The sequence below is a fragment of the Bradyrhizobium sp. 2TAF24 genome (genome assembly GCF_052115025.1).
GTDB lineage: Bacteria > Pseudomonadota > Alphaproteobacteria > Rhizobiales > Xanthobacteraceae > Bradyrhizobium_A.
In genome coordinates, this window is sequence record NZ_JBFRFW010000001.1 from 176,752 (window position 1) to 201,104 (window position 24,353).

Genomic DNA, 24,353 nt, shown 5'->3' on the forward strand with positions numbered 1-24,353 from the left:
GATGATCATGAAAAAACGCATCCTGCTGGTTTCACTCGGTGGAACCATTACCATGGTCAAGACAACGTCGTCGGGGCTCCTGCCGAAACTCTCGGCGGACGATCTCCTGCATCGATCGCCGGAGATTGCATCCCTGGCGGACATCGAGACGTGGTCACCAGCGATGCTGCCCAGCGCCTCATTAAGTCTCGCTGAGATCATCAACGTCGCGCGGGGCCTGCGCGATCGGTTCGCCGAGGGATACGACGGCGCCGTTATCGTCCAGGGCACGGACACCCTGGAGGAAACGGCCTTTCTCCTCGACTGCCTGATTCCCGAAACTCACCCCGTGGTGGTGACGGGGGCGATGAGGGGCAGTGATGCGCCGGGGGCCGATGGCCCGGCGAATATTGCGGACGCGCTGCGCGTCGCCGCGGACGATGGAAGCCACGGACGCGGGACGCTCGCGGTCTTTTGCGGGGAGATTCATGCTGCGAGATTCGTCCGCAAGATCCACACGGTCAGTCTGTCGGCCTTTCAGTCCGTTGGTCGGGCAGCTGTCGGGGCCGTGGTTGAAGGCCAGGTGCGTTTTCACGGTCGCACGGAACGTTCACCGGCCATCCTTTCCGTTGATCTCGCACGAGAGCGACCGGTCGCCCTGTTCCGCTTTGCCATGGGCGAGGATGATCGCTTGCTGAGGTGCCTGCCCGATCTCGGCTATGGCAGCCTTGTCATCGAAGGAGCGGGCGGCGGGCATGTCTCCGCGGCGATGATGTCGGCGATACGCGAGCTGGCCACACAGATGCCTGTCGTTCTCGCCAGCCGTTGCTCGAGCGGACCTGTCCTTCGGAACACGTACACCTACCCCGGCTCCGAAGTCGACCTCCTCTCCGCAGGCCTGCTGCACGCCGGGGAGCTTTGCGGCCTCAAGGCCCGGCTGCTCATGGCCCTTCTGCTGATGTCTGGATGCGATCGGGGCTGCATCGAGGCAGAATTCCGCGCGCGGGCTGGTGGTGCGCCCCATGACTGAGGATATCGAACGCGCCATCGGCTGGCGCCGCCATCTCCATGCTCATCCTGAAATTCTCTATGACCTGCCGGACACAACGCGCTTCATCGCCGAACGCCTCGCGGAAGCAGGTGTCGACGTTCTCGAAACCGGGATCGGGCGCTGCGGAATTGTCGCACTGATCCATGGACGCAGTCCGTCCGACCGTGTCGTGGGCCTGCGCGCCGACATGGACGCGCTGCCGATCCACGAGCAGACGGGTCTGTCCTACGCCTCTCGCACGCCGGGACGAATGCATGCGTGCGGCCACGACGGGCATATGGCGATGCTGCTCGGCGCCGCTTGGCGCCTTGCCGCGACCCGTGCCTTTTCCGGCACGATCGCGCTCGTTTTCCAGCCTGCCGAGGAAGGCGGCGCCGGGGCGAAGGCAATGATCGACGATGGTGTGCTCGATCGCTTCGGGATCGCGGAGATCTACGGCCTCCATGCGATGCCGGCGCTCCCCATCGGTCATTTTGCGACCCGGCCGGGAGCACTGATGGCCTCCTCCGACCTCATCGCGATCGACCTGGATGGCCGGGGCGGTCATCCCGGCGCGCCTCACCTGGCGGACGATGTGGTTCTGGCTGGGGCCGCCATCGTGCAGGCCGTGCAGCGGATCACGTCCCGCACGCGCGACCCGATCGAGCCGGCGGTGGTGTCGCTGACCTGCTTCCAGGCCGGTGAGCGGGAAAATGTCATGCCGGCCAAGGCGACGATCAGGGGCACTGTCCGGGCTTTGAACGAAGCGGCGCGGCAGGGTATCGAACTGGAGCTGCGCCGGATGGTGCCGCAGGTTGCGGCGGGGTTCGGCGTCGAGGCGACCGTCAGCTATCGGCGTGAATATCCGGTCACCATCAACGATCCGGAAAAAGTATCGCTAGCCGTCGGAGCTGCTCGCTCAGTGGTCGGAGATCAGGCCGTCGACAGCTCGGCGAGGCCGATTCTCGCGTCCGAAGACTTCGCGTACTTCCTGGCTGAACGGCCGGGGGCCTTTGCTTTCATCGGCAATGGACCAAGCTCCCCGCTTCACGCGCCAACATTCGATTTTGCCGATGCGGCCATTCCCTTCGGGATCGATTTTCTATGTCGCCTCACAGAGGTGGCCACAGCGGCTTCGCCCGCCAACGGAAGGACATCATCATGATGAAATCGTTGTTCAACCTAATTGCGGCGTCGTTCATTGCGTCCGCTCTTGTTCCCGCGATCGCTCGCGCGAACGAGGAGGAAGAGCTCCTGAAGCTGTCGTACCTCGACGGCAAGCCGGCGACGGTGGGCATCGACAAGGTCAACAAGGTCCTCGCCACGATCGGCACGCACATCAGCCTGGCGCCGATTCCCGCGGACGCGGCGCCGTACATCGCGGCCTCCAAGACGCGAAAGCTGACTGAAGATGAAGGCCAGCGCGTCATGGCGTTGTTCGCCCTGCATCGCGGACAGTTGCTGCAGGCAATTGCCGAAGCCGGCCGTCAGCCGGAGGCTCATCGCGGCGGCTATCTGGCGACATCCGACGTCGGCGATACGCCTTATCCCAAACTGTTCGACATGAAGGCCATTCCAACCGATGTCATGCCTGTCGCCCAGGCCAAATACGGCAAATTCCACGTCAATACGTCGGATGACGGCTTCGGGCTCGATGAACTGATGACCGTCGTATCCGGCGGTCCCTGGATCTGGTTTTTCCGGCTGCCGGACGGCGAACCAGTGAAGCTGACCGTCGGCCCTCTGCGCGTCGGCGGCAGGGCCGTTCGTGTCAGCTACGCCGGCCTCGTTCCACATGCTGCATTCCTCAATGCGCCTGATGGGCTGACCGTGGCCTATGCGATCGGACCGCAGAGCTTCCGCATGCGCTACGATGACCGAAGCATTGCCGGCGCCGATATTCTGGGAACAAATCCGTGGATCGATTTCACCGGCAGCGCCCCGAAGCTGCGGAATTGACACCGATGCCGAAGACTTCGGGACCGATGAGCTCTCATCGCGACATGATTGGATATGGCGAAACGCTGCCCGACCCGCGATGGCCCGGCGACGCCTATCTCGCCCTTCAGATTGTGCTCAACTACGAGGAGGGTGGCGAAAACTCGCCGATATATGGCGATGCGGCGTCGGAGGCCTATCTATCCGAACTCGTCGGGATCGCGCCCTATGTCGGGAAGCGCAACCTCAATATCGAGTCGCTTTACGAATACGGCTCGCGGGCTGGATTCTGGCGGCTTCTGCGGTTGATGAAGGAACGCAACGTGCCGCTGACGGTTTTCGGCGTGGCTACGGCCATGGCCGCCAACCCGGCCGCGGTGAAAGCGATGGTCGAGGCCGGATGGGAGGTTGCCTCGCATGGCCTGCGGTGGATCGACTACAAGGACTTCGACCGCGCCGAGGAAGAAACACATTTCCGGGCCGCGCTGGATATCCACGAACAGACGAGCGGATCACGTCCTCTCGGATGGTATACCGGCCGTCTCTCCGAGCAGACCCTCGATATCGTGATGAACGACGGCAGGCTGCTCTACTCTTCAGACTCCTATTGCGATGATCTGCCCTACTGGGTTCATCGCCACGGCAAACGCCACCTGATCGTTCCCTATACCCTCGACGCGAATGACATGCGTTTCGTATCCCCACAAGGTTTCAATTCGGGAGATCAGTTTCTGTCCTATCTGACAGACACCTTCGATGTCCTGTATGACGAGGGGCGAAGGGGACAGCCGAAAATGATGTCGGTTGGTTTGCATTGCCGAATTGCGGGGCGCCCCGGCCGAACGGCTGCCTTGGCACGGTTTCTCGACCATGTCGCGAAAAAGCCGCGCGTGTGGGTTGCGACCCGTGCCGAAATCGCAAGACACTGGCATGCACATCATGCTGGCTAGCGTGAAACGGGTCTAACCACTTCATATTCTAACCACCCAGCTTGCGCACCAGGCGTCATCCTTCGTCCGGGATCTCCATATCGAGCAGCGCCGAGCTCAGGCCCTTGCCATGAGCGTCGAGCGCGAGCGAGCGCGTGACGCCGCCGCCAAGCGCGCCGGCGAGCACGAAATTCAGCGCGCCGAGCTTCGGCAGCTCGTAGCGCACCACATCGCCCTGCACGAGTTCGGCGAAGTGCGCTCTCACGCGCTCCGCCGTGACATGGGTCTGCAGCCGCCGAAAGTCCGCCTCGTCGAACGCGATGAGCGAAATGTTCGAAGTGTTACCCTTGTCGCCGGTGCGCGCATGGGCAATGGCGCGGAGCTTCATGGTCAGGCCTCCAGCACTCGGATTGCCGGCGACACCAGCGCTTCCGGCACCAGCGCCGAAACCACGCCGATCACCTCGCGCGCCGATTTGGTCACTCCACCGCCACCGGCCGGTCCATTGGTGTAGAGCGTCTCGACCTCGTTGCCGATCCGCATCGCCTCGCGGAGGCTGTCGGTGCGGCCGACCACGCGCAGCCGCACCTCATAGGGCTCGCCCTGCCCGGACAGCGCATCGCCGTGCAGCGCATTGACGCCGATCAGCTCGAAGCGCGTTTCCGAGGTGGTGACGCCGGTCAGCGCCAAACGCTCGCGCACGATATCGAGGGCGAGGCGACCACGGGCCACGGCGCCGGGCCCGGCATAGGAGATCTGACCTTCGCCGACATAGGAATCGAGATAGCCGATCGAAGCCTTGAGCAGGCCCGTCTTCGGCGCGCCGCGGCCGCCCTCGACCCGGACACGGTCCGGCCCGACGACATGCATCGACACATCGGAGAAATCCGCCACCACATCCGGCTGAAAATAGCGGGCGGGATCGTGGATTTCGTAGATCAGCTGCTCCTTGCAGGTCGCAAGCGTCACCGCGCCCCCGGAGCCATCGACCTTGGTGACGACAAGACTGCCGTCGGCGCCGACCTCGCCGATCGGAAAACCGAGCCGGCCAAGACCGGCGACATCCTTGACGCCGGGATCGGCGAAGTAGCCGCCGGTGATCTGGCCGGCGCATTCGAGCAGATGGCCGGCGACGGTGCCACGCCCCAGCGCATCCCAGTCGTCGAGCTTCCATCCGAACTCGTACAGCAGCGGGCCGAGAAACAGCGCGGGATCGGCGACGCGGCCGGTGATCACGACATCGGCGCCCCCTGCGAGGGCGTCGCGGATCGGCGCGGCGCCGAGATAGGCATTCGCCGACACGATGCGATTGCCGAGGTCGCTGACGGCGCCGCCGGTCTCCTCGATGCGATAATCGCCCGCCTTGATCACCTCGAGCACATCGTCGCCCGTCACGGCCGCGATCTTCATGCCAGAGAGGCCGAGCGCGCGGGCAACCTCCCGGGTCTGCTCCGCGGCGGCCACCGGATTGGCCGCCCCCATGTTGGTGACGATCCGGATGCCTTTCGCCTGGCAGATCGGCAGCACCGCCTTCATTCGCTCGCGCAGCAGCGGATCATAGCCGCCGGCGGGATCCTTCAGGCGCGCCTGCTGCGCCAGCGCGATGGTCCGTTCGGCGAGACATTCGAACACCAGATAGCCGATGTCGCCGTGTTCGGCGAGTTCGACCGCCGGCTCGATCCGATCCCCGGCATAGCCGGCGCCTGCTCCCAGCCTGATGGTTTTCATGTCGTGTCCCGCATAGCTGTGCGCGCCATCCCGCGCGGCGGCCGGCTAGCGCTGCGCCGGATCGGGATGCACCGGATCGACCCACAGCACGGTTTCCGGCTTCTCCACCGGCTCGATGTCGAGATTGATCGCGACCGCCTCGCCGTCGCTGCGCACCAGGACGCACTCCAGCACCTCGTCGGGGCTGGCATTGATCTCCTGGTGCGGCACATAGGGCGGCACGAAGATGAAATCGCCGGGCCCGGCTTCCGCGGTGAACTGCAGGTGCTCGCCCCAGCGCATCCGCGCCTTGCCACGCACCACATAGATGATGCTCTCGAGATGGCCATGATGGTGCGCGCCGGTCTTGGCATCCGGCTTGATCGTCACCGTCCCGGCCCACAGCTTCTGCGCGCCGACGCGCGCGAAGTTGATCGCGGCTTTGCGGTCCATCCCCGCCGTGGACGGCACATTGGGATCGAGCTGATTGCCCGGAATGACCCGCACGCCATCATGCTTCCAGCGGTCGTGATCACCGTGATCGTGGTCATCATGATCATGGTGATCGTGCGGATGAGAATGGTCGTGGGAACCGGTCATGGCCTAGCCTGTTTCGTTGTGGTCCGCCTGATCGAGACGACAAGCGCCGGAACCACGTCAACAGATGAAAAACTGTTCGTCAACCGGTGGTTGGACATGCATGGATTGATCGCAGCGGGAATATGATGATGGACGCTGCGCCCAGCAAGGCCAAGCCATCGAGGTCACGCATGGATTGCGAAGCGCCTAATCCGCGCTCAGCAGATCCACCTTGGCATTCGCCTTGCGCAGCCGACCGGCCAGCAGGGCGGCGAGGTTATGCATGATCTGCCGTCCGACGGACGGATAACGCTCGGTAAACTCGCGAAAGTCCTCGATCGGAATCTCGATGCAGCTGACGACGGTATCGGCGAACACATCGGCGGCACGCCGGTCGCCCAGCAGCGCCATCTCGCCGACCACCATGCCCCCGGCCAGCACTGCAAGCCGCACCCCGCTCGGCAGGCGGACGCTGACCTCTCCACTCCGCAACAGGAACAGCGATGTCCCGGGTTCGCCGGCGTGGATCAGGGTTTCACCCGCCTGGAAATGGCGCTCCCTGCCGAGCTCGGTAAGCGCGGCAATGCCGTCCTCGGACAGATCCGCCAGCAGCGCCTGCTCGGCCATCGGCACAGAGTCGGCCTCCGCAACGCGCCCGCCATAGCGATGAACGATCTGGTCCTCCGCCCACTCGATTGCCTCGTCGAGCACCACGAAGTTGCGAACCTTTGTCATGCCTTCGGTCCAGCGGCTGATCGCCTCCCAGGTCAGCGACGTTTCCGCGAGCCCGGACAGCACGGTGGTGACATGGCGCTGTTCCAGCTCGCGCAGGCCGTCGGCCAGCAGCCTCGCCGCGGCGCTGGAGACGTCGGCGACACGGCGGAAGTCAATCACCAGGATCTGCGGCAATGGCTTGCCGATCATCTGGCGCGAGATGTAGTCCACCGTCACGAAAGACAGCGAGCCGACCAGCTCGATGATGCGCACCTCGTCCTGGTGCGCTTCGAGAATCCGCCGCTGCTCGGCGCGGCGGTTGCGCCGCGATTCGCCCCGGCCGATGTCGTAGTCGGCGATCACGCTGGTGCGCGAGTTGCCGTTGCGGTTGAGCATATGCAGATCGAAATGCGTCGACAGCAGTTCGCACAGGGCGATGCCGCGCACGCTGTTGCCGTGCGGATCGAGGCGCGGCGAGAAGCTGCCGAAGCCGAACTGCGACGGCAGCGCGGCGAGGATGCCGCCCCCGACGCCGCTCTTGGCCGGGATCCCGACCCGATAGATCCAGGCGCCGGCATAGTCGTACATCCCGGCCGTCGTCATGATCGACAGCGTGCGGGCAACCGCATAGGGCGCGACCACCTGCTCCCCGGTCAACGGATTGAGGCCGCGGTTGGCGAGCGTCGCCGCCATCACGGCGAGATCTCGCGCCGTCACCAAAATCGCGCATTGCCGGAAGTAGACGTCGAGCACGGCCCCGACGTCGCCGCCGATCACCGTGGCGTTGCGCAGCAAATAGCCGATGGCACGGTTGCGATCGCCGGTCACGCGTTCCGACTGGTACACCGCCTCGTCAACACCGAGTTCGCGGCCGGCGAAGCGGTTGAGGCCACGCCGGATGAATTCAAAGGCGCCCTCGCCCTTGGCTGCCACGATCAGCCCCGAGCAGGTGATCGCGCCGGCATTGACCATGGCGTTGAACGGCTTGTTGTCGGCGTTGAGGCGGATGGAATTGAAGGCATCGCCGCTCGGCTCGACGCCGATCACGGCTTCGACCACCGCCGGACCGAGGCTATCCAACGCCAGCGCGAACACGAACGGCTTGGAGATCGACTGGATCGTGAACGGCACAAGGCTGTCGCCGACCTCGTAGAGATGGCCGTCGATGGTGGCGACGCTGACGCCGAAATGATCGGGGTCGGCCTTGGACAGCTCCGGGATGTAGGAGGCGGCCTCGCCGCGCTGGTCGCCGGCGAACCGTGCGTGACCATCGATCAGGAATTGCTGCAGAGGCGGCCGTGCCCGCGCAGCTGCCGCATCGCCTCGCGAGTCCTGCGCCGTCATCGCCAGGCTCCTCCTGTCACACCGTGCCGTTGGCCACTGCCCCATGGGGCTTTGCCAAGCTGTCACGGCGCCCGCGCCGCGGTCAATTGGCATTCCCGTGACCTATCAGGCGGCGGAGGCGGCTGCGCTCCAATCAGAACCCGTAGAGTTCCGCCGGGGTTGTCACCAGGATGCGTTCGCGCACGGCGGCGTCCGGCGCCCAGTCGAGCAGCAGATCGAGATTGTTGACGTCGTCCGGGTAGCCGACGACATGCGCCTGGGCATGCGGCCAGTTGCTCGCCCAGATCATGCGCTCCGGCGCATGGCGGATCAGAGCCTTGGCCAGGGCGGCGACATCCTCGAAATGCGGCGCAGGCGATTTCGAGAACTCATAGGCTGCGGCCAGTTTCACATAGCAGCGGCCGGTGTCGAGCAGGCGCAGCAGCGTCTTGAAGCTCTCATGATCCGGCGGCACTGGATCGATGAATTTGCCGATATGGTCGATGATGAAGGGCCCGGGCAGCCGCCGGATCTGCGCCTCATACTGCGGCAGGTCGCGGCCGTTGAGCTGCACCAGCGCGTGCCAGCCGTGCTCGTGGGCGCGCCGCCCCATCTCGTCCATCTGCGGCCATGATAGCGTGCCGCCGAGCAGCGACATGAAGCGGATGCCGCGCGCGCCCTCGCGGGTCAGCCGCACCATCTCGTCGTCGCTGACCCCCGGCTTGACCACCACCACCGCGCGCGCCGCGGGGCCGATTTCCTTCACTGCCTCCATTGTGCAGCGATTGTCGTCACCATAGGCGTTGGGCTGCACCACCACCACGCGCTCGATGCCGAGCCAGGTCATCAGCTGCTTGTAATCGGCGACGCTGGCATCCGGCGGCGACGGCGTGCCCGGCAACACCGGATAGCGGCTGTCGTAGATATGGATGTGGGTGTCGCACAGCCCCTTGTACTGGAGCTTGGGCGGACGTCCGGTCAGGGGGCGTTGCATGAGGATCTCCCGGAAAAGTGGTGATGCGCGGCTCAGTGCGCCTGAAAGCGGCGGAGCAGCGCGGGATCTGGGGTGAAGCCGAGCCCGGGCGCCGAGGGCACGTCGAGCAGGCCGTCTCTCGGCCGCGCGAGTGCCGGATCGAGCCAGGCCTCCGGCGTTACGTACAGGAATTCGAACAGCCCGGGATCGGCCTGCAGCGCGGCGAGCTGCAGCGTCGCGGCATAGCCGGGACCGAAATACGGCGAGTGCGGCATCGCCGTCTTGCCGGCGGCCCGCACCAGCGCGACCACTTTCAGAAACTCGGTGATCCCCCCGACCTTGGTGACGCTGGGCTGCGGATAAGTCACGGCTTCGGTCAGCCGGGCGAATTCCACCGCGGTGCAGGCGTTCTCGCCGGCGGAGAGCGGCACGCCGAAGCGCTGCAGCCTGCCGATGGTGGCAAAGTCCTCCGGCGGAAACACCGGCTCCTCGACCCAGAGCAGGTCGAGCGCCCTCAGCCTCGGCAGGATCGCCTCGGCCTCCGACACGCTCCAGCTGCAGTTGACATCGGTCATCAGCCTGATCTGCGGCCCGACCGCATCGCGCGCGGCGGCGATCGGATCGAACGCGATCTCGTGGAGCTTGATCTCGCGGTAGCCTTCGGCGGCGGCGCGGGCCGCGATCTCACGCGTGAGCCGCCCCTCGCCATAGCGCACGAGGCTGGCATAGGCCGACACGCGATCGCGCCGGCGACCGCCGATCAGGTCGGCCAGCGAGCGGCCCTGCTGGCGTGCGGCAATGTCCCACAGCGCCATGTCCAGCCCTGAAATGGCGAACATGGTGATGCCGTAGCGGCCGAAGATATGCAGCTTGAACTGCAGCTCGGCGTTGAGGTCGGCGATGTTTCTGACCTCCCGGCCAGCGACCAGCGGGAACACCATGTCCTGCACCGCAGTCCACACCGGCCGCAGGCAGCTGTAGGCGAAGCACTCGCCCCAGCCGACCACGCCGTCGCTGCTCTCGGCCCGCACCAGCACCATATCGAAATCGCGCCAGCCCTGCGGCGTGGTGCGCGGACCGGCGACGAAATCGCCGAACGGAATGCGCAGCGCATAGGCATCGAGCTTCGCTATGGTGAATGGCGCGTGTTGCATGGCGTTCCCGTTCGCCCGTTTCAGGCCTGCTTGATCTTCGAGAGGTCGCCGGCGAATTCATCCGTGCAGAACGGCCCGCCCTGGAAGAAGTCGCCGACGGGGTCGTTCTTCGGCTGCTGCGCCGCCAGAATGCCCGCCGCGTAATCTTCCGAGCGACCGGTCGGCCGGTAGCCGAGCTCGAGCGCTCGCGCATTGTCCCACCACGCCCGCTTGTTGTCGGACATGCCGTACACCACCTCATAGATCAGACCTGCGCGCTCGAGCCCGATGCGGATCAGCGACACCAGATCCTCGGTCTTCAGCCAGATCGCCAGCCGCCGCTCGTCGAGCGGCTCCTCGCCGACATTGCCGATACGGATCGAGAGCACGCCGATATCATGCTTGAAGGCATAGAACGCGCCGAGCGCCTCGCCGAACGCCTTGCTGACGCCATAGCGGGTATCGGGCCGGATGATCGCTTCCGTGCCGATGGTCTCGCCGCGCGGATGGAAGCCCATGGCGTGGTTCGACGAGGCGAACACTACGCGCTTGACGCCGGCGAGCCGAGCCGCCTCGAACAGGTTGTAGGTGCCGATGATGTTGGCGTTGAGGATGGTCTCCCAGGGTCCTTCGACGGAGAAGCCGCCGAGATGGATGATGCCGTCGATGCCCGCGACCGCCTTCTTCACCTGATCAAGATCGGCGAGATCGGCGGTGACGAAGGTCTCGCTCGCCGACAGGTCGTCCGGGCGCCTGAGATCGCTGAGCACGAGGTCCGGATAAATGGCCGGCAGCAGCTTGCGCAGCCGCGCCCCGACTCCTCCGGCCGCGCCGGTCAACAGAATACGCATGGGTGTTTCCTCTCGTCACTGATCCCAGATGATGGGTTCGCGGTCAGCGCGTCTCGTTTGCCGAGGCGAGCTGACGATATCGTTCGCGCGAATTCAACAGATGCTTGCGCATGGCGTCCCGCGCCTTCTTCGGGGAACGCGCCTCGATCGCCTGCAGGATCGCGTCGTGCTCACTCTCGATGCGCTGCAGGTAGCGGCGCATCTCCTCCGGCTCGCCCTCGAACGAGCGGATGCTTTGCCGGGGGATGATCAGCCGCCCGAGATATTCGAGGAACTCGACAAAGCGGTTGTTGTGGGTCGCCACCGCGATGGCACGGTGAAAGGCGAGGTCCTCGCGGATGCCGCGGTCGCCACGTTCGATCACCCGATTGAGCTCTTCATGGGCGGCGCGAATGTCCTTGATCTGCCGGAGCGTGGCGCGCTCACTGGCGATGGCCGCGGCTTCCGCCTCCACCGCCATGCGCAATTCCAGCACCTCGATCACACCGGTGAGCGAGCCCAGTCCGTCGGGATCGATCACATAAGGCTGGCGACTGGGATCGGGATTGACGAACGCACCCGCACCCTGCCGCGTCACCACCAGGCCCCGCGCCCGCAGCGCAGCAACCGCCTCGCGGATCACGGTGCGGCTGACGCCCATCGCCGTCATCATCTCCTGCTCGGACGGCAGCTTCTCTCCGCCCTTCAGCTTGCCGGAGGTAATCTCCTCGGCAAGGCGGTTGCACACCTCATCACTCAGGCTGCGCATCGGCTGCACTGGTCGCAGCAGCGCGTCGGCGCCACTGCGGGCGGGTGAAGCGGACGTCGAAGGGCTTGACGGTTCTTGTCTGGTCATCGTACAAGTTGGATAACACAGGCCGGCGGCCCGGGCAACAGCGTTGCGCGCCCTGCGCAATCCCCGACGCGCCGCACGCGACTGCGACGTGCACAGAACAGGTCAAACAATGGCCGCACGCCAACACAAGGGAGAACACGCCATGAAACGCCGTGAGTTCATCAAGCTTGGCGCCGGCCTCGGTGCAGCCGGTCTCGGGATCGGTGCCGGCCTGTCGCCGTCGCGCGCGCAAGGCAAAATGGCCTTCAAGGCCTCCGACGTGCACCCGGCCGGCTACCCGACGGTCGCCGCGACCGAAGCTCTCGGCAAGAAGCTGGAAGCCGCCACCAATGGCCGCCTGTCGGTGCAGATGTTCGCGTCGATGACGCTCGGCGGCGAGAAGGAGACCATCGAGCAGACCCAGCTCGGCGCCATCCAGATGGTGCGCGTCAGCGTCGGCGCGCTCGGCCCGGTGGTCGACGACCTCAACGTCCTCAACATTCCCTTCCTGTGCCGCAATACCGCACACATGCAGAAGGTGCTCGACGGCGCCATCGGCCAGGAGCTGCTCGACAAGGTCACCAACAACGCCAACGCCAATCTCGTCGGCCTATGCTGGATGGATGCGGGCGCACGCAGCTTCTACAACACCAAGCACCCGATCAAGACACTCGCCGACATGCACGGCCTCAAGGTCCGCGTCATCGGCAATCCGATGTTCGTCGACATGGCGAACGCGCTGGGGGCCAACGGCGTCGCCATGGGCTACGATCAGGTGTTCAACTCGCTGCAGACCGGGGTCATTGACGGCGCAGAAAACAACCCGCCGAGCTACGTGTTCGACAATCACTACACCGTCGCCAAGTACTACACCCTCACCGAGCACCTGATCGTGCCGGAAATGCTGGTGTTCTCCAAGCGGGTCTGGACCACGCTGTCCAAGGACGACCAGGACCTGATCAAGAAATTCGCGCGCGAAGCCCAGGCTGAGGAACGCGTGCTGTGGAACAAGTACGAACAGCAGGCGATGGAGAAGGCGAAGGCGGCCGGCAGCCAGATCATCGAGGTGGCCGACAAGAAGCCATTCCAGGACGCGGTGAAGCCGGTGTGGGACAAGTACGGCCCGAAATACGCCGAGATGATCAAGCGCATCCAGGCCGAGTAAACCAGGCGGGCGGAAGCTCCGCCCGCACCGTGACCGATCACTAGTGTCCCGGTTCTAACATTCGCATCCCTTTGCGGCAGACTCTTTTGCGAATGTTAGAACCATAGGGACACGAGCAAATATAAATTTCTCGTGTGGTTTTGGATCTGACATTCGCTTGAAGAACTCGCGGCAATTCTGAAGCGAATGTCAGATCCACCACACTAGTCCGACGCCGGCCGGGCCGCAGCCCGGCGCGGCAGGGAGATGCATGATGGCCCACCTGTTTCGCCGGGCGATGGATTTGCTCTACTACGCATGCGTGCTGGTCGGCTGCATTGCGATGGTGATGATCTCCGCCGTGATCCCCTGGGCGGTGTTCACCCGCTACGCGCTCAACAGCGCCGCCTCTTGGCCGGAGGCGACTGCCGTGCTGCTTACGATCGTGCTGACCTTCATCGGCGCCGCCGCTGGCTACCGCTTTCATGTCCACATGAACCTGTCGTTCTTCGCCGACATGCTGCCGCCACGGTTGCGCGTGCTCGCCGACCTGATCACCCAGTTGATGATGGCCGGGATCGCACTGTTCATGACCATCTGGGGGGCGCGCCTGGTTGAAGTCACCTGGCACAACTCCATTCCCGACTTTCCGTCGCTGTCCGTGGGCGTGACCTACCTGCCGATCCCGATCGGCGGCGTCTGCCTGCTGCTGTTCATCATCGAGCGCCTGCTGATCGGCACGCCGCCGGATCCGGTCGCCCATGACGACGGCCACGTCTCGGCGCACTGACAGGACATTGCCGTCATGGATATCTTCGTTCTCCTCGCCACCATGATCTTCTGCTTCCTGATCGGCATGCCGATCGCCTATGCGCTCGCCACCGCGGCGATCGTCGGCGCGATCTCGCTCGGCATTCCGCTCGAAGCCGTGATGCTGAAAATCTCCGACGGTGTCAGCAAGGTCGCGATGCTGACCATCCCGTTCTTCGTGCTGGCCGGCGCCATCATGGCGGAAGGCGGCATGGCCAAGCGCCTCGTCGCCTTCGCTAACGTGCTGGTCGGCTATACCCGGCTGCGCGGCGGCCTGTCCATCGTCAACGTCGTTGCCACCACCTTCCTGAGCGGCATCTCCGGCTCCGCGGTCGCCGACACCTCGGCGATCGGTTCGGTGATGATCCCGCAGATGGAGAAGACCGGCTATCCCCGGGTATTCGCCACCAACCTCACCATCACCTCCTCGGTGCAGGCTCTGCTGGTGCCGCCGAGCCACAACGCCGTGCTGTACTCGCTGGCCACCGGCGGCACCATCTCGATCTCGGCGCTGTTCATGGCCGGCGTGTTCCCCGGCCTGCTGCTCGGCTTCTCGCTGATCATCCTCTGCCTGGTGATCGCCTATCGCGATAACCATCCCCAGGGCGACGTGGTCGAGATCAAGGACGCCGTCAGGATCACAGTAGACGCCGCCTGGGGCCTGATCACTCTGGTAATCATTCTCGGCGGCATCCTCGGCGGCGTGTTCACCGCGATCGAGGCCGGCGCGGTGGCCTGCGTGTGGGCGTTCTTCGTCACCATGTTCATCTACCGTGACTACCGCTGGAAGGACCTGCCGGTGCTGCTGCACCGGACGCTACGCACGGTCGCCATGGTGATGACGCTGATCGCCTGCGCCTCCAGCGTCGGCTACGTCATGGCGCTGAACCAGATGCCGGCGAAGATCACCGCGTTCTTCCTGTCGATCTCCAGCAACAAGTACGTCATCCTGTTCCTGATCAACATCCTGCTGCTGGTGCTGGGCACGCTGGTGGACATGGCGCCGTCGATCCTGATCGCCACGCCGATCCTGCTGCCGGTGATGGTGAATTTCGGCGTCGACCCCGTGCACTTCGGCATGATCATGATGCTCAATCTCGGCATCGGCCTGTGCCATCCGCCGGTCGGCTCCATCCTGTTCGTGGGCTGCGCGGTCGGCAAGGTCAGTATCGAGCAGGTGATGCGCAAGATCTGGCCGTTCTATGGGGTGATGTTCGCGGTGCTGATGCTGGTGACTTATCTTCCCGAGCTGTCGCTTTGGCTGCCCCGGATGGTGCTGAAATGACGAAGACGAAAACCATGACGACAAGGACGATCCGCGCATGAGCAAGATGACCCCGAACGAGATGGCGCACCGGATCGGCGATGGGCTGCTGTCGTTTCCCGTGACCCCGTTCCGCGCCGACTATTCGTTCGACGAGGTCCAGTACCGCGCCAACATGGACTGGCTGTGCGGCTATGACGTCGCCGGCCTGTTCGCCGCCGGCGGCACCGGCGAGTTCTTCTCTTTGACGCCTGCTGAGGTCGAGCGCGTGGTCACGGTCGCGGTCGACGAGACCCGCGGGCGCGTGCCGGTGCTGGCCGGCGCCGGCTATGGCACCGCGATCGCGAAGGACATGGCGGCGGCGGCCGAACGCGCCGGCGCCGATGGCATCCTGTTGTTGCCGCCGTATCTCACCCACTCGGAGCAGGACGGCCTTGCCGCCCATATCGAGGCGGTATGCGCGGCAACCAGGCTCGGCATCATCGTCTACAACCGCGACAATGCGATCGTGAACGAGCACACGCTGGCTCGGCTGTGCGAGCGCTGCCCCAATCTCGTCGGCTACAAGGACGGCATCGGCGACATCGAGCTGATGACCCGCGTCCACAGCAAGATTGGCGACCGCCTCACCTATATCGGCGGCCTGCCGACGGCCGAGACCTTCGCCCTGCCCTATCTCGACATGGGCGTGACGACGTATTCGTCCGCGGTGTTCAACTTCGTGCCGGGCTTCTCGACCCGCTTCTATGCCGCGGTGCGCCGTGGCGACCGCGCGGCCGTGCAGGCGGGCCTGCGCGACTTCATCCTGCCGCTGGTCGCGATCCGCAATCGCAAGAGGGGCTATGCGGTCTCGATCATCAAGGCAGGCATGCGGGTGATCGGCCGCGACTCCGGTCCGGTGCGACCGCCGCTGATCGACCTCGACGCCGCCGAGATGGCCGAGCTGACCACGCTGGTCAGCCGACTTCCCGCCTGAACACGGATGATGCCATGACGACGCCAACCACCATCGTGACGGGATCTCCTGTCGTCCGCGACATGAAAGTCGTTCCCGTCGCCGGGCACGACGGCATGCTGCTGAACCTCAGCGGCGCCCATGCCCCCTTCTTCACCCGCAACATCGTGATCCTGACCGACAGTGCCGGCCACACCGGAGTTGGCGAAGTGCCGGGCGGCGAGAGCATCCGCCAGACGCTTGAAGACGCCCGCGACCTGGTGGTGGGCCAGCCGATCGGCCGCTTCAACGCCGTGCTGAACACCATGCGTCGCAGCTTCGCCGACCGTGACGCCGGCGGCCGCGGCCTGCAGACCTTCGACCTGCGGATTGCGATCCATGCCGTCACGGCCGTCGAGGCGGCGCTGCTCGACCTGCTCGGCCAGCATCTCGGCGTGCCGGTCGCAGCGCTGCTGGGCGAAGGCCAGCAGCGCGACAAGGTCGAGATGCTCGGCTATCTGTTCTATGTCGGCGACCGCCGCAAGACCAACCTGCCTTATCGCGAGGAGCCCAGCGCTGCCGACGACTGGGGCCGCCTGCGCCATGAGGAAGCGATTACACCGGAGGCGATCGTCCGCCTCGCCGAAGCAGCCTACGCCCGCTACGGCTTCCAGGACTTCAAGCTGAAGGGCGGCGTGTTCGCCGGTGACGAGGAAATTACGGCGATCCACGCGCTGGCGGAGGCCTTCCCGCGCGCCCGCATCACCCTCGACCCCAACGGCGCGTGGTCGCTGGCGGAGGCGATCCGGCTGTGCAAGGACATGCACGGCATCCTCGCCTACGCCGAGGATCCGTGCGGCGCCGAGGCCGGCTTCTCCGGCCGTGAGATCATGGCCGAGTTCCGCCGTGCCACCGGCCTGCCGACCGCGACCAACATGATCGCGACCGACTGGCGGCAGATGACCCACGCGCTGGCGCTGCAGTCCGTTGATATTCCGCTCGCCGATCCGCACTTCTGGACCATGCAGGGTGCGGTCCGCGTCGCGCAGACCTGCCGCGACCACGGCCTGACCTGGGGCTCGCACTCCAACAACCACTTCGACGTGTCGCTGGCGATGTTCACCCACGCCGCGGCCGCAGCCCCCGGCCGCATCACCGCCATCGACACCCACTGGATCTGGCAGGACGGCCAGCGCCTGACCAGGGAGCCGCTGAAGATCGTGGGCGGGCAGGTCGCTGTGCCCGATCGTCCGGGCTTCGGCATCGAGATCGACATGGCAGAGATCGAGGCCGCGCACGAACTCTACAAGAAGCATGGCTTAGGCGCCCGCGACGACGCCATCGCCATGCAGTTCCTGATCCCCGGCTGGAAGTTCGACAACAAGCGGCCGTGCATGGTGCGGTAGCGCAGCAATCTGAGGCACTTTCGGCGAAGCTCTCTCCTCATCCTGAGGAGCGGACTTCGCCCGCGTCTCGAAGGATGAGAGCCCGTGCGCTGGCCTCATGGTTCGAGACGGCGCTGGCGCGCCTCCTCACCATGAGGAGGAACGCATCATGCATCGCCGGGCGATAGCCGCCGCACGCGTTGCCCCCAAAACAATGACGGCCCGTGAGGGGGCACGGGCCGTCATCGGATCGACCTGGCGCAAATACGCTACTCTGCGGCCTGGCCGATCGGGTTGTGGGGGTTGCTGCCGAGCTCCGAGCCGTGCGGGATCTCGCCATGGAGCTTGAGCGGCTTGTTGCCGGTGGCGCGGCGCAGCAGCACATAGAACACAGGCGTCAGGAAGATGCCGAACGCGGTGACGCCTATCATGCCCGAGAACACCGCAACGCCCATCGCATGGCGCATCTCGGCGCCGGCGCCGGTCGACGTCACCAGCGGCACCACACCCATGATGAACGCCATCGACGTCATCAGGATGGGACGCAGCCGCATGCGGCTCGCCTCGATGGCGGCAGCCACCGGCGTGCGCCCCGCGAACTCGAGCTCGCGGGCGAACTCGACGATCAGGATCGCGTTCTTCGCCGACAGGCCGACCAGCACGATGAGGCCGATCTGGGTAAAGACGTTGTTGTCGCCGTCGGATACCCAGACACCGAACATCGCCGCCATCAGTCCCATCGGCACGATCATGATGATCGAGAGCGRCAGCGTCAGGCTTTCGTACTGCGCCGCCAGCACCAGGAACACCAGCAGCAGCGCAAGCGGGAACACGAGGATCGCCGAGTTGCCCGCCAGCACCTCCTGGTAGGTCAGCTCGGTCCACTCAAAGCCGACGCCCTTGGGCAGGGTCTCGTCGGCGATGCGCTGGATCGCGGCCTGCGCCTCGCCGGACGAATAGCCCTGCGCGGCGCCGCCATTGATATCGGCGGTCAGGAAGCCGTTGTAGCGCATGGCCCGTTCCGGGCCCGCGCTGGACTTCACCCGCAGCAGCGTCGCGAGCGGGATCATGTCGCCGGAAGTCGAGCGAACCTTGAGCTCGCCGATATCATCGGCACGCGAGCGGAACTTGGCGTCGGCCTGTACCCGCACCGTGTAGGTTCGCCCGAACTTGTTGAAGTCGTTCACGTAGAGCGAGCCCAAGTAGATCTGCAGGGTGTCGAACACGTCCGTCACCGGCACGCCGAGCTGCCGCGCGCGGGTACGGTCGATGTCGGCGTAGAGCTGTGGCGTGTTGATCTGGTAGCTGGAGAACAGCCCCGCGATCTCCGGCGCCTGCGCCGCCTTGGCGAGAAACGCCTTGGTGGCGTCGTTGAGCGCCTCGTAGCCGAGACCTGCCCGGTCCTCGATCTGCAGCTTGAAGCCGCCGATGGTGCCGAGGCCCTGGACCGGCGGCGGCGGGAACATGGCGATGAACGCCTCCTGGATGGTGGCGAACTTGCCGTTCAGGCTCTTGGCGATCCCGCCGCCGCTCAGTGCCGGACTGCGCCGCTCGTCGAACGGCTTCAACGACACGAACACGATGCCGGCGTTCGAGGAGTTGGTGAAGCCGTTGATCGACAGACCCGGGAACGCGATGGCGCTCTCCACGCCCGGCTCCTTGAGCGCGATCTCGCTCATGCGGCGGATCACGTCCTCGGTCCGGTCGAGCGTCGCGCCGTCCGGCAACTGGGCGAAGCCGACCAGATACTGCTTGTCCTGGCCCGGCACAAAGCCGCCGGGCACCGACTTGAACAGCCCCCAGGTGACGCCGACGAGGGCGAGGTAGACGCCCATCATCACCGCCTTGCGCGAGATCACGCCCTTGACGCCACCGCTGTAGGAGTTGCCGAGCCAGCCGAAGGCGGCGTTGAAGCCGCGGAAGAACCAGCCGAGGGAACGGTCCATCAGCCGCGTCAGCACGTCCTTGGGTTCATCATGGCCCTTGAGCAACTGGGCCGCGAGCGCAGGCGACAACGTCAGCGAGTTGATCGCCGAGATCACCGTCGAGATCGCGATGGTCAGCGCGAACTGGCGGTAGAACTGGCCGGTGAGGCCGGTGATGAAGGCGAGCGGCACGAATACCGCCACCAGTACCAGCGCGATGGCGATGATCGGCCCCGACACCTCGCGCATCGCGCGGTAGGTCGCTTCGCGTGGCGACAGGCCCTCCTCGATATTGCGCTCGACGTTCTCGACGACGACGATGGCGTCGTCGACGACGATACCGATCGCCAGCACGAGGCCGAACAGGCTGAGTGCGTTAATCGAGAATCCGAACAGGTACATCACCGCGAAGGTGCCGATGATCGACACCGGCACGGCCAGCAGCGGGATGATCGAGGCACGCCAGGTCTGCAGGAACATGATCACCACCAGCACGACCAGCGCGACGGCCTCGAGCAGGGTGTGGATCACCGCCTCGATCGACGCCCGGACGAACTGCGTCGGATCGTAGACGATCTTGTAGTCGACCCCTTCCGGCATGTTCTTCTGGAGCTCGGCCATGGTCTTGCGGACCTCGTCCGAGATCTGGATGGCGTTCGAACCGGGCGCCTGGAATATCGGGATCGCGACCGCCGACTTGTTGTCGAGCAGCGAGCGCAGCGCATATTCCGAGGCGCCGAGCTCGATCCGGGCGATGTCGCGCAGCCGCGTCACCTCGCCGTTGGCGCCGCCCTTGACGATGATGTCACCGAACTCCTGCTCGGTCTGCAGGCGGCCTTGCGCGTTCACAGGCAACTGGAAGTCGATGCTTGGCAGGCCCGGCGATGCGCCGACCACGCCGGCCGCCGCCTGGACGTTCTGGGCGCGGATCTCGCGCACCACGTCGCTGGCGGACAGGCCGTGCTCGGCAACCTTCTGCGGGTCGAGCCAGATGCGCATGGAATAGTCGCCGGAGCCGAACAACTGCACCTGGCCGACGCCGTTGATGCGCGCGAGACGGTCCTTGACGTTGAGCACCGCGTAGTTGCGCAGGTACGTCATGTCGTAGCGATCGTTGGGCGACAGCAGGTGAACCACCATCGTCAGGTCTGGTGCACTCTTGATGGTGGTGATGCCGAGGCGGCGAACGTCCTCCGGCAACCGCGGCTCCGCCTGGGAGACGCGGTTCTGCACCAGTTGCTGCGCCTTGTCCGGGTCGGTACCGAGCTTGAAGGTCACGGTCAGGGTCATCAGGCCGTCGGTCGTGGCCTGGCTGCTCATGTAGAGCATGCCCTCGACGCCGTTGATCTGCTCCTCGATCGGCGTCGACACGGTCTCGGCGATGACCTTGGGGTTGGCACCGGGATATTGCGCCCGCACCACCACCGAGGGCGGCGCCACCTCCGGATATTCGGAAATCGGCATCACCCGCATCGCCAGCAGGCCGGCGAGAAAGATGAGGATGGACAACACGCCGGCGAAAATCGGCCGGTCGATGAAGAAACGGGAAATATTCATGGCTCGCCCCACGCAGCCGTGCTGCGGTTCGTTATCTCAGGCTCGATCTGTTGGAAGAAAAGGAGACGGCGCGCTTATCGCACCGACGCCCCCGCCGCCGCGTCCGCGGAGCGCTCACCGGATCCATCCATGGACACCTGGGTCGGCTCGACGACACTGCCCGGCTTCACCCGCTGCAGGCCGTTGACCACGATGCGCTCACCAGCCTTGAGGCCGCCGGCGATCATGCGCAGGCCCTCCGACGTCTCGCCGAGCTTCACCTCGCGGTAGTTCGCCTTGTTGTCGGCGCCGATGACCATGACGAACTTCTTGTCCTGGTCGGTGCCGATCGCCCGCTCGCTGATCACCAGCGCCTGCTGGGATTCGGCGTGGCCCATGCGGACGCGGGCGAACTGGCCCGGCATCAGCTTGCCGTCGGCGTTGTCGAACACCGCGCGCACCCGCACCGTGCCGCTGCGCGCATCGACCTGGTTGTCGATCAGCTGCAGGTGACCTGCGAACGGCGTGCCGTCGCTCAGCACCGTGCCCATCTGCACCGGAATGCGGTCCAGCGCCACGAGGCCATTGGGGCCGGCGGGCTGCGCCTTCAGCGCCCGCATCACCACGCGCTCGTCGGCATTGAAGCTCGCGTAGATCGGGTTGATCGACACCAGCGAGGTCAGCACCGGCGACCCGGGGCCTGCGGCGACGAGATTGCCGACGGTGATCTCGATCTTCCCGACCCGGCCGGCCACCGGCGCCTTGACGCTGGTGTAGTCGAGGTTGAGCTGCGCCGCGGTCAGTGCGGCTTCCGCCGCCCGCAGGTTCGCCTCCGCCTCGCGCTGGGCGTTGAGACGCTGATCGAGATCGCGCTGGGAAATCGTGCGAGAATCCCACAGCTGCTGGCCGCGCTCGAGGTCGTTTCTGGTCATCGCGATGCGCGCCTGAATGGCGAGCACCTGAGCCTTGTTGCGCTCGACCTCCGCCGCGTAGGGCGCAGGATCGATGCTGAACAGAAGGTCACCCTGCTTGACGAGCGCGCCCTCACGGAAGTGCACGGCTTCGATCACGCCGGCAACGCGCGGACGGACCTCGACACGCTCCACCGCCTCGAGCCGTCCGGAGAACTCGTCCCAGGTCGGCGCGCTGCGCTGCTCGACGGTCGCGACGGACACGGGCACGGCCGGCACAGCCGCTGCGGCGGAGTTATTGGCCTTCGCCGGGCTGTCTTGCAGCGCGAACACCACCCCTGCGCTGATCAGCGCGCCGGCAAACACGGTCCCCAAGGCAACCGCGCGATATTGGGAGGAAAACGACATGACTTAACCCCTGCAGTTCAGACTTCAACCAGTTGACGAGACGCGGACCGGCGCGGCGGGGCCGCAAAGTCCGCGAGGAATTCCTTGAATTGACCGCGCAGCCCTGCCGCCCAGTCGCGCGAGTCGACAACATCGCTGCACAGCGCATCGGGCCATGCCGTCGGCGCAGACAGCACGTGCTCACGCACCGCGACACCCGCTTCCCGCAGCCGCGCCGCATAGCTCAGGCTTTCGTCGCGCATCGGATCGTCCTGCGCCGTCACCATCAGGGTCGACGGCAGCCCGGCAAGCCTGCTCGACTGCGACGGTGCGGCATAGGGATGCGCGGCGATCTCGGGCGATCCCAGATAGTTCTGCCAGCCGACCGACCATTTGCAGCCGGCCGGGCCGACATCGGCGCTGCGGATCGAGGTGGTGGCGAGGCACGGGTCGAGCATCGGCGACAGCAGGATCTGGCCCGCAAGCTCCGGCGCACGCTGATCGCGCGCCATCAGTGCCAACGATGCAGCAAGGTTGCCACCCGCCTCCTCGCCAGCGACGAACAGCCGCGACAGCCGGCCGGCCCAGCGGGCACGGGTCCTGCGCAGCGTCGTCAGCGAGCCGAACAGGGTGCGCAGCGCCTCGGGAAAGCGATGCAGGGGCGCCAGGGGATAGTCCGCCGACACCACCACAGCACCGGCCTCGGCCAGCAGCTCCGGCACGATGTCGCAGGTCTGCAGCGTCCCGGCGCTGAAGGCACCGCCATGGAGGTGAAACACCAGCGGCGCCGACCCCTGCACCCTGGAATCGCGGTAGACGCGGACCGGCAGGTCGCCGGTCTCTCCCGTCTCGATTGCGGTATCGCTCCAGCCGGTGGCCATGGCCCAAATTCCCCCGTTCGCACTGCAGCTATTGCGCTGCGGAAGCTCGCAAACGTTGCGGGGAACTAATGACTATCTTTTCAAGAATAAGTGCGCGTCTTGTGATTTCATTATTTCTGCATATGAATAATCACTCACTCAGAAGACCCAACAGAAGAAAATTTTTTTGCGCTGCACAAAAACGAAACCAGATGTCGCGGGCCCCCGCGGCCGGACGTTCGTGCGATCGCATCACTGAAAGGCCCTCAAATGGATCAACTCGCCGCCATGCGCGCGTTCATCCGGGTGGTCGAGGCCGGCACCTTCAGCCAAGCTGCCGAATCCCTGCGGATGCCCAAGCCCACCGTCACCAAGCTGATCCAGTCGCTGGAGACCCATGTCAGCACCAAGCTGCTCAACCGTACCACCCGCCGGGTGACGGTGACCCCGGACGGCGCTGCCTATTACGAACGCGTGGTCCGGCTGCTGGGCGAACTCGACGAGCTCGACGGCAGCATGGCGCTGTCACAAGCCCATGCCAAAGGCCGCCTCCGCGTCGACGTCGGCACCTCACTCGCGGTCCTGGTGATCATTCCGGCGTTGCCCGACTTCTATGCCCGTTACCCCGAGATCCAGATCGATCTCGGGGTCACCGACCGGCCTGTCGACCTCATCGGGGAGAATGTCGACTGCGTGATCCGCGGCGGCAACCTCAGCGACCAGTCATTGATCGCGCGACGCATCGCCGAGATGACCTTCGTGACCTGTGCCGCGCCGTCCTACCTTGCACGCCATGGCGAGCCGCGGCATCCGTCCGAGCTGAAGAGCGGCCACCATATCGTGAACTATTTCCATCCGCGCTCCGGCCGCATTTCGCCGCTCGATTTCGCCGCCAACGGCGAGACCTTCGAGACCACCGGGCCGCACCTGATCGCTGTCAACGACAGCCTCGCCTATGTGACGGCAGCGACCGCGGGACTTGGCATCGTTCAGGCGCCGATGTTCATGCTGCACAAATACATCGAGGCCGGAAAGCTGGTGCGCATCCTGCAGGAGTGGAGCTCGGAGCCGGCCAACATCTATGTGGTGTATCCGCCGAACCGCCACCTCAGCAACAAGCTGCGCGTGTTCGTCGACTGGATCGCCGACCTGTTCGCACGCAACGAGCTGATCCAGATGCGGGTGTGATACGGCTCAGCGGCGGCTGGCGGAGGGCATCCTCCGCCG

At 65.3% G+C, this 24,353-nt stretch carries 22 protein-coding genes; 11 read left to right on the top strand and 11 right to left on the bottom strand.

All coding sequences use genetic code 11. The annotated features are described in order from the left end of the window. Positions 1-7 precede the first annotated feature (7 nt). The 4 genes from AB4Z37_RS00795 to puuE are packed head-to-tail and all read left to right on the top strand — an operon-like array spanning position 8 to position 3,897. On the top strand, positions 8-1,009 hold the full coding sequence (locus AB4Z37_RS00795; protein ID WP_441514773.1) for an asparaginase: 1,002 nt from the start codon (positions 8-10) through the stop codon (positions 1,007-1,009). Beyond that, a complete protein-coding gene (locus AB4Z37_RS00800; protein ID WP_441514774.1) occupies positions 1,002-2,174 on the top strand; it encodes an amidohydrolase in 1,173 nt (390 codons plus the stop codon). Before AB4Z37_RS00795 ends, AB4Z37_RS00800 begins: the two co-directional genes overlap by 8 nt. Next, the gene (locus AB4Z37_RS00805) at positions 2,171-2,968 is read left to right on the top strand and encodes a hypothetical protein (RefSeq protein WP_441514775.1); all 798 of its coding nucleotides are present in this window, start codon (positions 2,171-2,173) and stop codon (positions 2,966-2,968) included. The genes AB4Z37_RS00800 and AB4Z37_RS00805 overlap by 4 nt, the downstream gene beginning before the upstream one ends. Continuing rightward, entirely contained in the window at positions 2,926-3,897 is a 972-nt protein-coding gene (gene puuE, locus AB4Z37_RS00810; RefSeq protein ID WP_441514776.1) for an allantoinase PuuE, read from the top strand. The genes AB4Z37_RS00805 and puuE overlap by 43 nt, the downstream gene beginning before the upstream one ends. A 55-nt stretch (positions 3,898-3,952) precedes the next feature. Here the strand turns inward: puuE and AB4Z37_RS00815 are convergent, their stop codons facing one another. Genes AB4Z37_RS00815 through AB4Z37_RS00825 form a run of 3 tightly spaced genes read right to left on the bottom strand, consistent with a single transcriptional unit; the run spans position 3,953 to position 6,183 of the window. Then, positions 3,953-4,264 carry an AtuA-related protein gene (locus AB4Z37_RS00815; RefSeq protein WP_441514777.1) on the bottom strand — a complete coding sequence of 104 codons (312 nt, stop codon included), beginning with the start codon at positions 4,262-4,264 and terminating at the stop codon, positions 3,953-3,955. Between the two features lie 2 nt (positions 4,265-4,266). Further along, positions 4,267-5,604 (bottom strand): acyclic terpene utilization AtuA family protein, encoded by a 1,338-nt coding sequence (locus AB4Z37_RS00820; protein WP_441514778.1) that lies wholly within the window; start codon positions 5,602-5,604, stop codon positions 4,267-4,269. A 45-nt stretch (positions 5,605-5,649) separates the two neighbouring features. After that, a complete protein-coding gene (locus AB4Z37_RS00825) occupies positions 5,650-6,183 on the bottom strand; it encodes a cupin domain-containing protein (protein WP_441514779.1) in 534 nt (177 codons plus the stop codon). Here AB4Z37_RS00825 and AB4Z37_RS00830 point away from each other — a divergent pair. Beyond that, on the top strand, positions 6,097-6,309 hold the full coding sequence (locus AB4Z37_RS00830) for a hypothetical protein (protein WP_441515255.1): 213 nt from the start codon (positions 6,097-6,099) through the stop codon (positions 6,307-6,309). The two genes, AB4Z37_RS00825 and AB4Z37_RS00830, sit on opposite strands and share 87 nt — an antisense overlap. 60 nt (positions 6,310-6,369) lie before the next feature. On the opposite strand, the gene glsA is transcribed toward AB4Z37_RS00830, so the two are convergent. The 5 genes from glsA to AB4Z37_RS00855 form a co-directional block, all read right to left on the bottom strand. Continuing rightward, positions 6,370-8,220: a glutaminase A gene (gene glsA / locus AB4Z37_RS00835; RefSeq protein WP_441514780.1), complete on the bottom strand. Its 1,851-nt coding sequence runs from the start codon at positions 8,218-8,220 to the stop codon at positions 6,370-6,372. A gap of 133 nt (positions 8,221-8,353) precedes the next feature. Next, positions 8,354-9,193 (bottom strand): amidohydrolase family protein, encoded by an 840-nt coding sequence (locus AB4Z37_RS00840; protein WP_441514781.1) that lies wholly within the window; start codon positions 9,191-9,193, stop codon positions 8,354-8,356. 32 nt (positions 9,194-9,225) lie between these two features. Next, positions 9,226-10,326 (bottom strand): mandelate racemase/muconate lactonizing enzyme family protein, encoded by a 1,101-nt coding sequence (locus AB4Z37_RS00845; RefSeq protein WP_441514782.1) that lies wholly within the window; start codon positions 10,324-10,326, stop codon positions 9,226-9,228. 20 nt (positions 10,327-10,346) lie between these two features. Continuing rightward, on the bottom strand, positions 10,347-11,156 hold the full coding sequence (locus tag AB4Z37_RS00850) for an NAD-dependent epimerase/dehydratase family protein (protein WP_441514783.1): 810 nt from the start codon (positions 11,154-11,156) through the stop codon (positions 10,347-10,349). A 43-nt stretch (positions 11,157-11,199) separates the two neighbouring features. Beyond that, positions 11,200-11,904: a FadR/GntR family transcriptional regulator gene (locus AB4Z37_RS00855; protein ID WP_441514784.1), complete on the bottom strand. Its 705-nt coding sequence runs from the start codon at positions 11,902-11,904 to the stop codon at positions 11,200-11,202. Positions 11,905-12,133: 229 nt separating this feature from the next. Between AB4Z37_RS00855 and AB4Z37_RS00860 the strand changes: the two genes are divergently transcribed. The 5 genes from AB4Z37_RS00860 (at position 12,134) to gudD (ending at position 17,528) form a co-directional block, all read left to right on the top strand. Continuing rightward, a complete protein-coding gene (locus tag AB4Z37_RS00860; RefSeq protein ID WP_441514785.1) occupies positions 12,134-13,135 on the top strand; it encodes a TRAP transporter substrate-binding protein in 1,002 nt (333 codons plus the stop codon). Positions 13,136-13,388: 253 nt separating this feature from the next. After that, on the top strand, positions 13,389-13,904 hold the full coding sequence (locus AB4Z37_RS00865) for a TRAP transporter small permease (RefSeq protein WP_441514786.1): 516 nt from the start codon (positions 13,389-13,391) through the stop codon (positions 13,902-13,904). Positions 13,905-13,919: 15 nt separating this feature from the next. After that, positions 13,920-15,209, top strand: coding sequence for a TRAP transporter large permease (locus AB4Z37_RS00870; RefSeq protein WP_441514787.1), 1,290 nt, complete (start codon positions 13,920-13,922; stop codon positions 15,207-15,209). Between the two features lie 37 nt (positions 15,210-15,246). After that, the gene (gene kdgD, locus AB4Z37_RS00875) at positions 15,247-16,164 is read left to right on the top strand and encodes a 5-dehydro-4-deoxyglucarate dehydratase (RefSeq protein WP_441514788.1); all 918 of its coding nucleotides are present in this window, start codon (positions 15,247-15,249) and stop codon (positions 16,162-16,164) included. Between the two features lie 14 nt (positions 16,165-16,178). Beyond that, positions 16,179-17,528, top strand: a complete 1,350-nt coding sequence (gudD, locus tag AB4Z37_RS00880) for a glucarate dehydratase (protein ID WP_441514789.1) — start codon at positions 16,179-16,181, stop codon at positions 17,526-17,528. 248 nt (positions 17,529-17,776) lie between these two features. Here the strand turns inward: gudD and AB4Z37_RS00885 are convergent, their stop codons facing one another. The 3 genes from AB4Z37_RS00885 to AB4Z37_RS00895 all read right to left on the bottom strand — a co-directional run bounded on the left by AB4Z37_RS00885 (position 17,777) and on the right by AB4Z37_RS00895 (position 23,147). Then, on the bottom strand, positions 17,777-20,989 hold the full coding sequence (locus tag AB4Z37_RS00885) for an efflux RND transporter permease subunit (protein ID WP_441514790.1): 3,213 nt from the start codon (positions 20,987-20,989) through the stop codon (positions 17,777-17,779). Between the two features lie 74 nt (positions 20,990-21,063). Beyond that, positions 21,064-22,287, bottom strand: coding sequence for an efflux RND transporter periplasmic adaptor subunit (locus tag AB4Z37_RS00890; protein ID WP_441514791.1), 1,224 nt, complete (start codon positions 22,285-22,287; stop codon positions 21,064-21,066). 17 nt (positions 22,288-22,304) lie between these two features. After that, the gene (locus tag AB4Z37_RS00895; RefSeq protein ID WP_441514792.1) at positions 22,305-23,147 is read right to left on the bottom strand and encodes an alpha/beta hydrolase; all 843 of its coding nucleotides are present in this window, start codon (positions 23,145-23,147) and stop codon (positions 22,305-22,307) included. Between the two features lie 249 nt (positions 23,148-23,396). Here AB4Z37_RS00895 and AB4Z37_RS00900 point away from each other — a divergent pair, with 249 nt between their 5' ends. Next, positions 23,397-24,314, top strand: a complete 918-nt coding sequence (locus tag AB4Z37_RS00900; RefSeq protein ID WP_441514793.1) for a LysR family transcriptional regulator — start codon at positions 23,397-23,399, stop codon at positions 24,312-24,314. The last annotated feature ends 39 nt before the right edge of the window (positions 24,315-24,353 follow it).

Bases quoted from the DNA above. Each gene is read 5' to 3' on its own strand.
- AB4Z37_RS00795 (WP_441514773.1), top strand. From the start codon at position 8: ATGAAAAAACGCATCCTGCTGGTTTCACTCGGTGGAACCATTACCATG.
- AB4Z37_RS00800 (WP_441514774.1), top strand. From the start codon at position 1,002: ATGACTGAGGATATCGAACGCGCCATCGGCTGGCGCCGCCATCTCCAT.
- AB4Z37_RS00805 (WP_441514775.1), top strand. From the start codon at position 2,171: ATGATGAAATCGTTGTTCAACCTAATTGCGGCGTCGTTCATTGCGTCC.
- AB4Z37_RS00815 (WP_441514777.1), bottom strand. From the start codon at position 4,264: ATGAAGCTCCGCGCCATTGCCCATGCGCGCACCGGCGACAAGGGTAAC.
- AB4Z37_RS00820 (WP_441514778.1), bottom strand. From the start codon at position 5,604: ATGAAAACCATCAGGCTGGGAGCAGGCGCCGGCTATGCCGGGGATCGG.
- AB4Z37_RS00830 (WP_441515255.1), top strand. From the start codon at position 6,097: ATGCTTCCAGCGGTCGTGATCACCGTGATCGTGGTCATCATGATCATG.
- AB4Z37_RS00825 (WP_441514779.1), bottom strand. From the start codon at position 6,183: ATGACCGGTTCCCACGACCATTCTCATCCGCACGATCACCATGATCAT.
- glsA (WP_441514780.1), bottom strand. From the start codon at position 8,220: ATGACGGCGCAGGACTCGCGAGGCGATGCGGCAGCTGCGCGGGCACGG.
- AB4Z37_RS00840 (WP_441514781.1), bottom strand. From the start codon at position 9,193: ATGCAACGCCCCCTGACCGGACGTCCGCCCAAGCTCCAGTACAAGGGG.
- AB4Z37_RS00845 (WP_441514782.1), bottom strand. From the start codon at position 10,326: ATGCAACACGCGCCATTCACCATAGCGAAGCTCGATGCCTATGCGCTG.
- AB4Z37_RS00850 (WP_441514783.1), bottom strand. From the start codon at position 11,156: ATGCGTATTCTGTTGACCGGCGCGGCCGGAGGAGTCGGGGCGCGGCTG.
- AB4Z37_RS00855 (WP_441514784.1), bottom strand. From the start codon at position 11,904: ATGCGCAGCCTGAGTGATGAGGTGTGCAACCGCCTTGCCGAGGAGATT.
- AB4Z37_RS00860 (WP_441514785.1), top strand. From the start codon at position 12,134: ATGAAACGCCGTGAGTTCATCAAGCTTGGCGCCGGCCTCGGTGCAGCC.
- AB4Z37_RS00865 (WP_441514786.1), top strand. From the start codon at position 13,389: ATGGCCCACCTGTTTCGCCGGGCGATGGATTTGCTCTACTACGCATGC.
- AB4Z37_RS00870 (WP_441514787.1), top strand. From the start codon at position 13,920: ATGGATATCTTCGTTCTCCTCGCCACCATGATCTTCTGCTTCCTGATC.
- kdgD (WP_441514788.1), top strand. From the start codon at position 15,247: ATGAGCAAGATGACCCCGAACGAGATGGCGCACCGGATCGGCGATGGG.
- gudD (WP_441514789.1), top strand. From the start codon at position 16,179: ATGACGACGCCAACCACCATCGTGACGGGATCTCCTGTCGTCCGCGAC.
- AB4Z37_RS00890 (WP_441514791.1), bottom strand. From the start codon at position 22,287: ATGTCGTTTTCCTCCCAATATCGCGCGGTTGCCTTGGGGACCGTGTTT.
- AB4Z37_RS00895 (WP_441514792.1), bottom strand. From the start codon at position 23,147: ATGGCCACCGGCTGGAGCGATACCGCAATCGAGACGGGAGAGACCGGC.
- AB4Z37_RS00900 (WP_441514793.1), top strand. From the start codon at position 23,397: ATGGATCAACTCGCCGCCATGCGCGCGTTCATCCGGGTGGTCGAGGCC.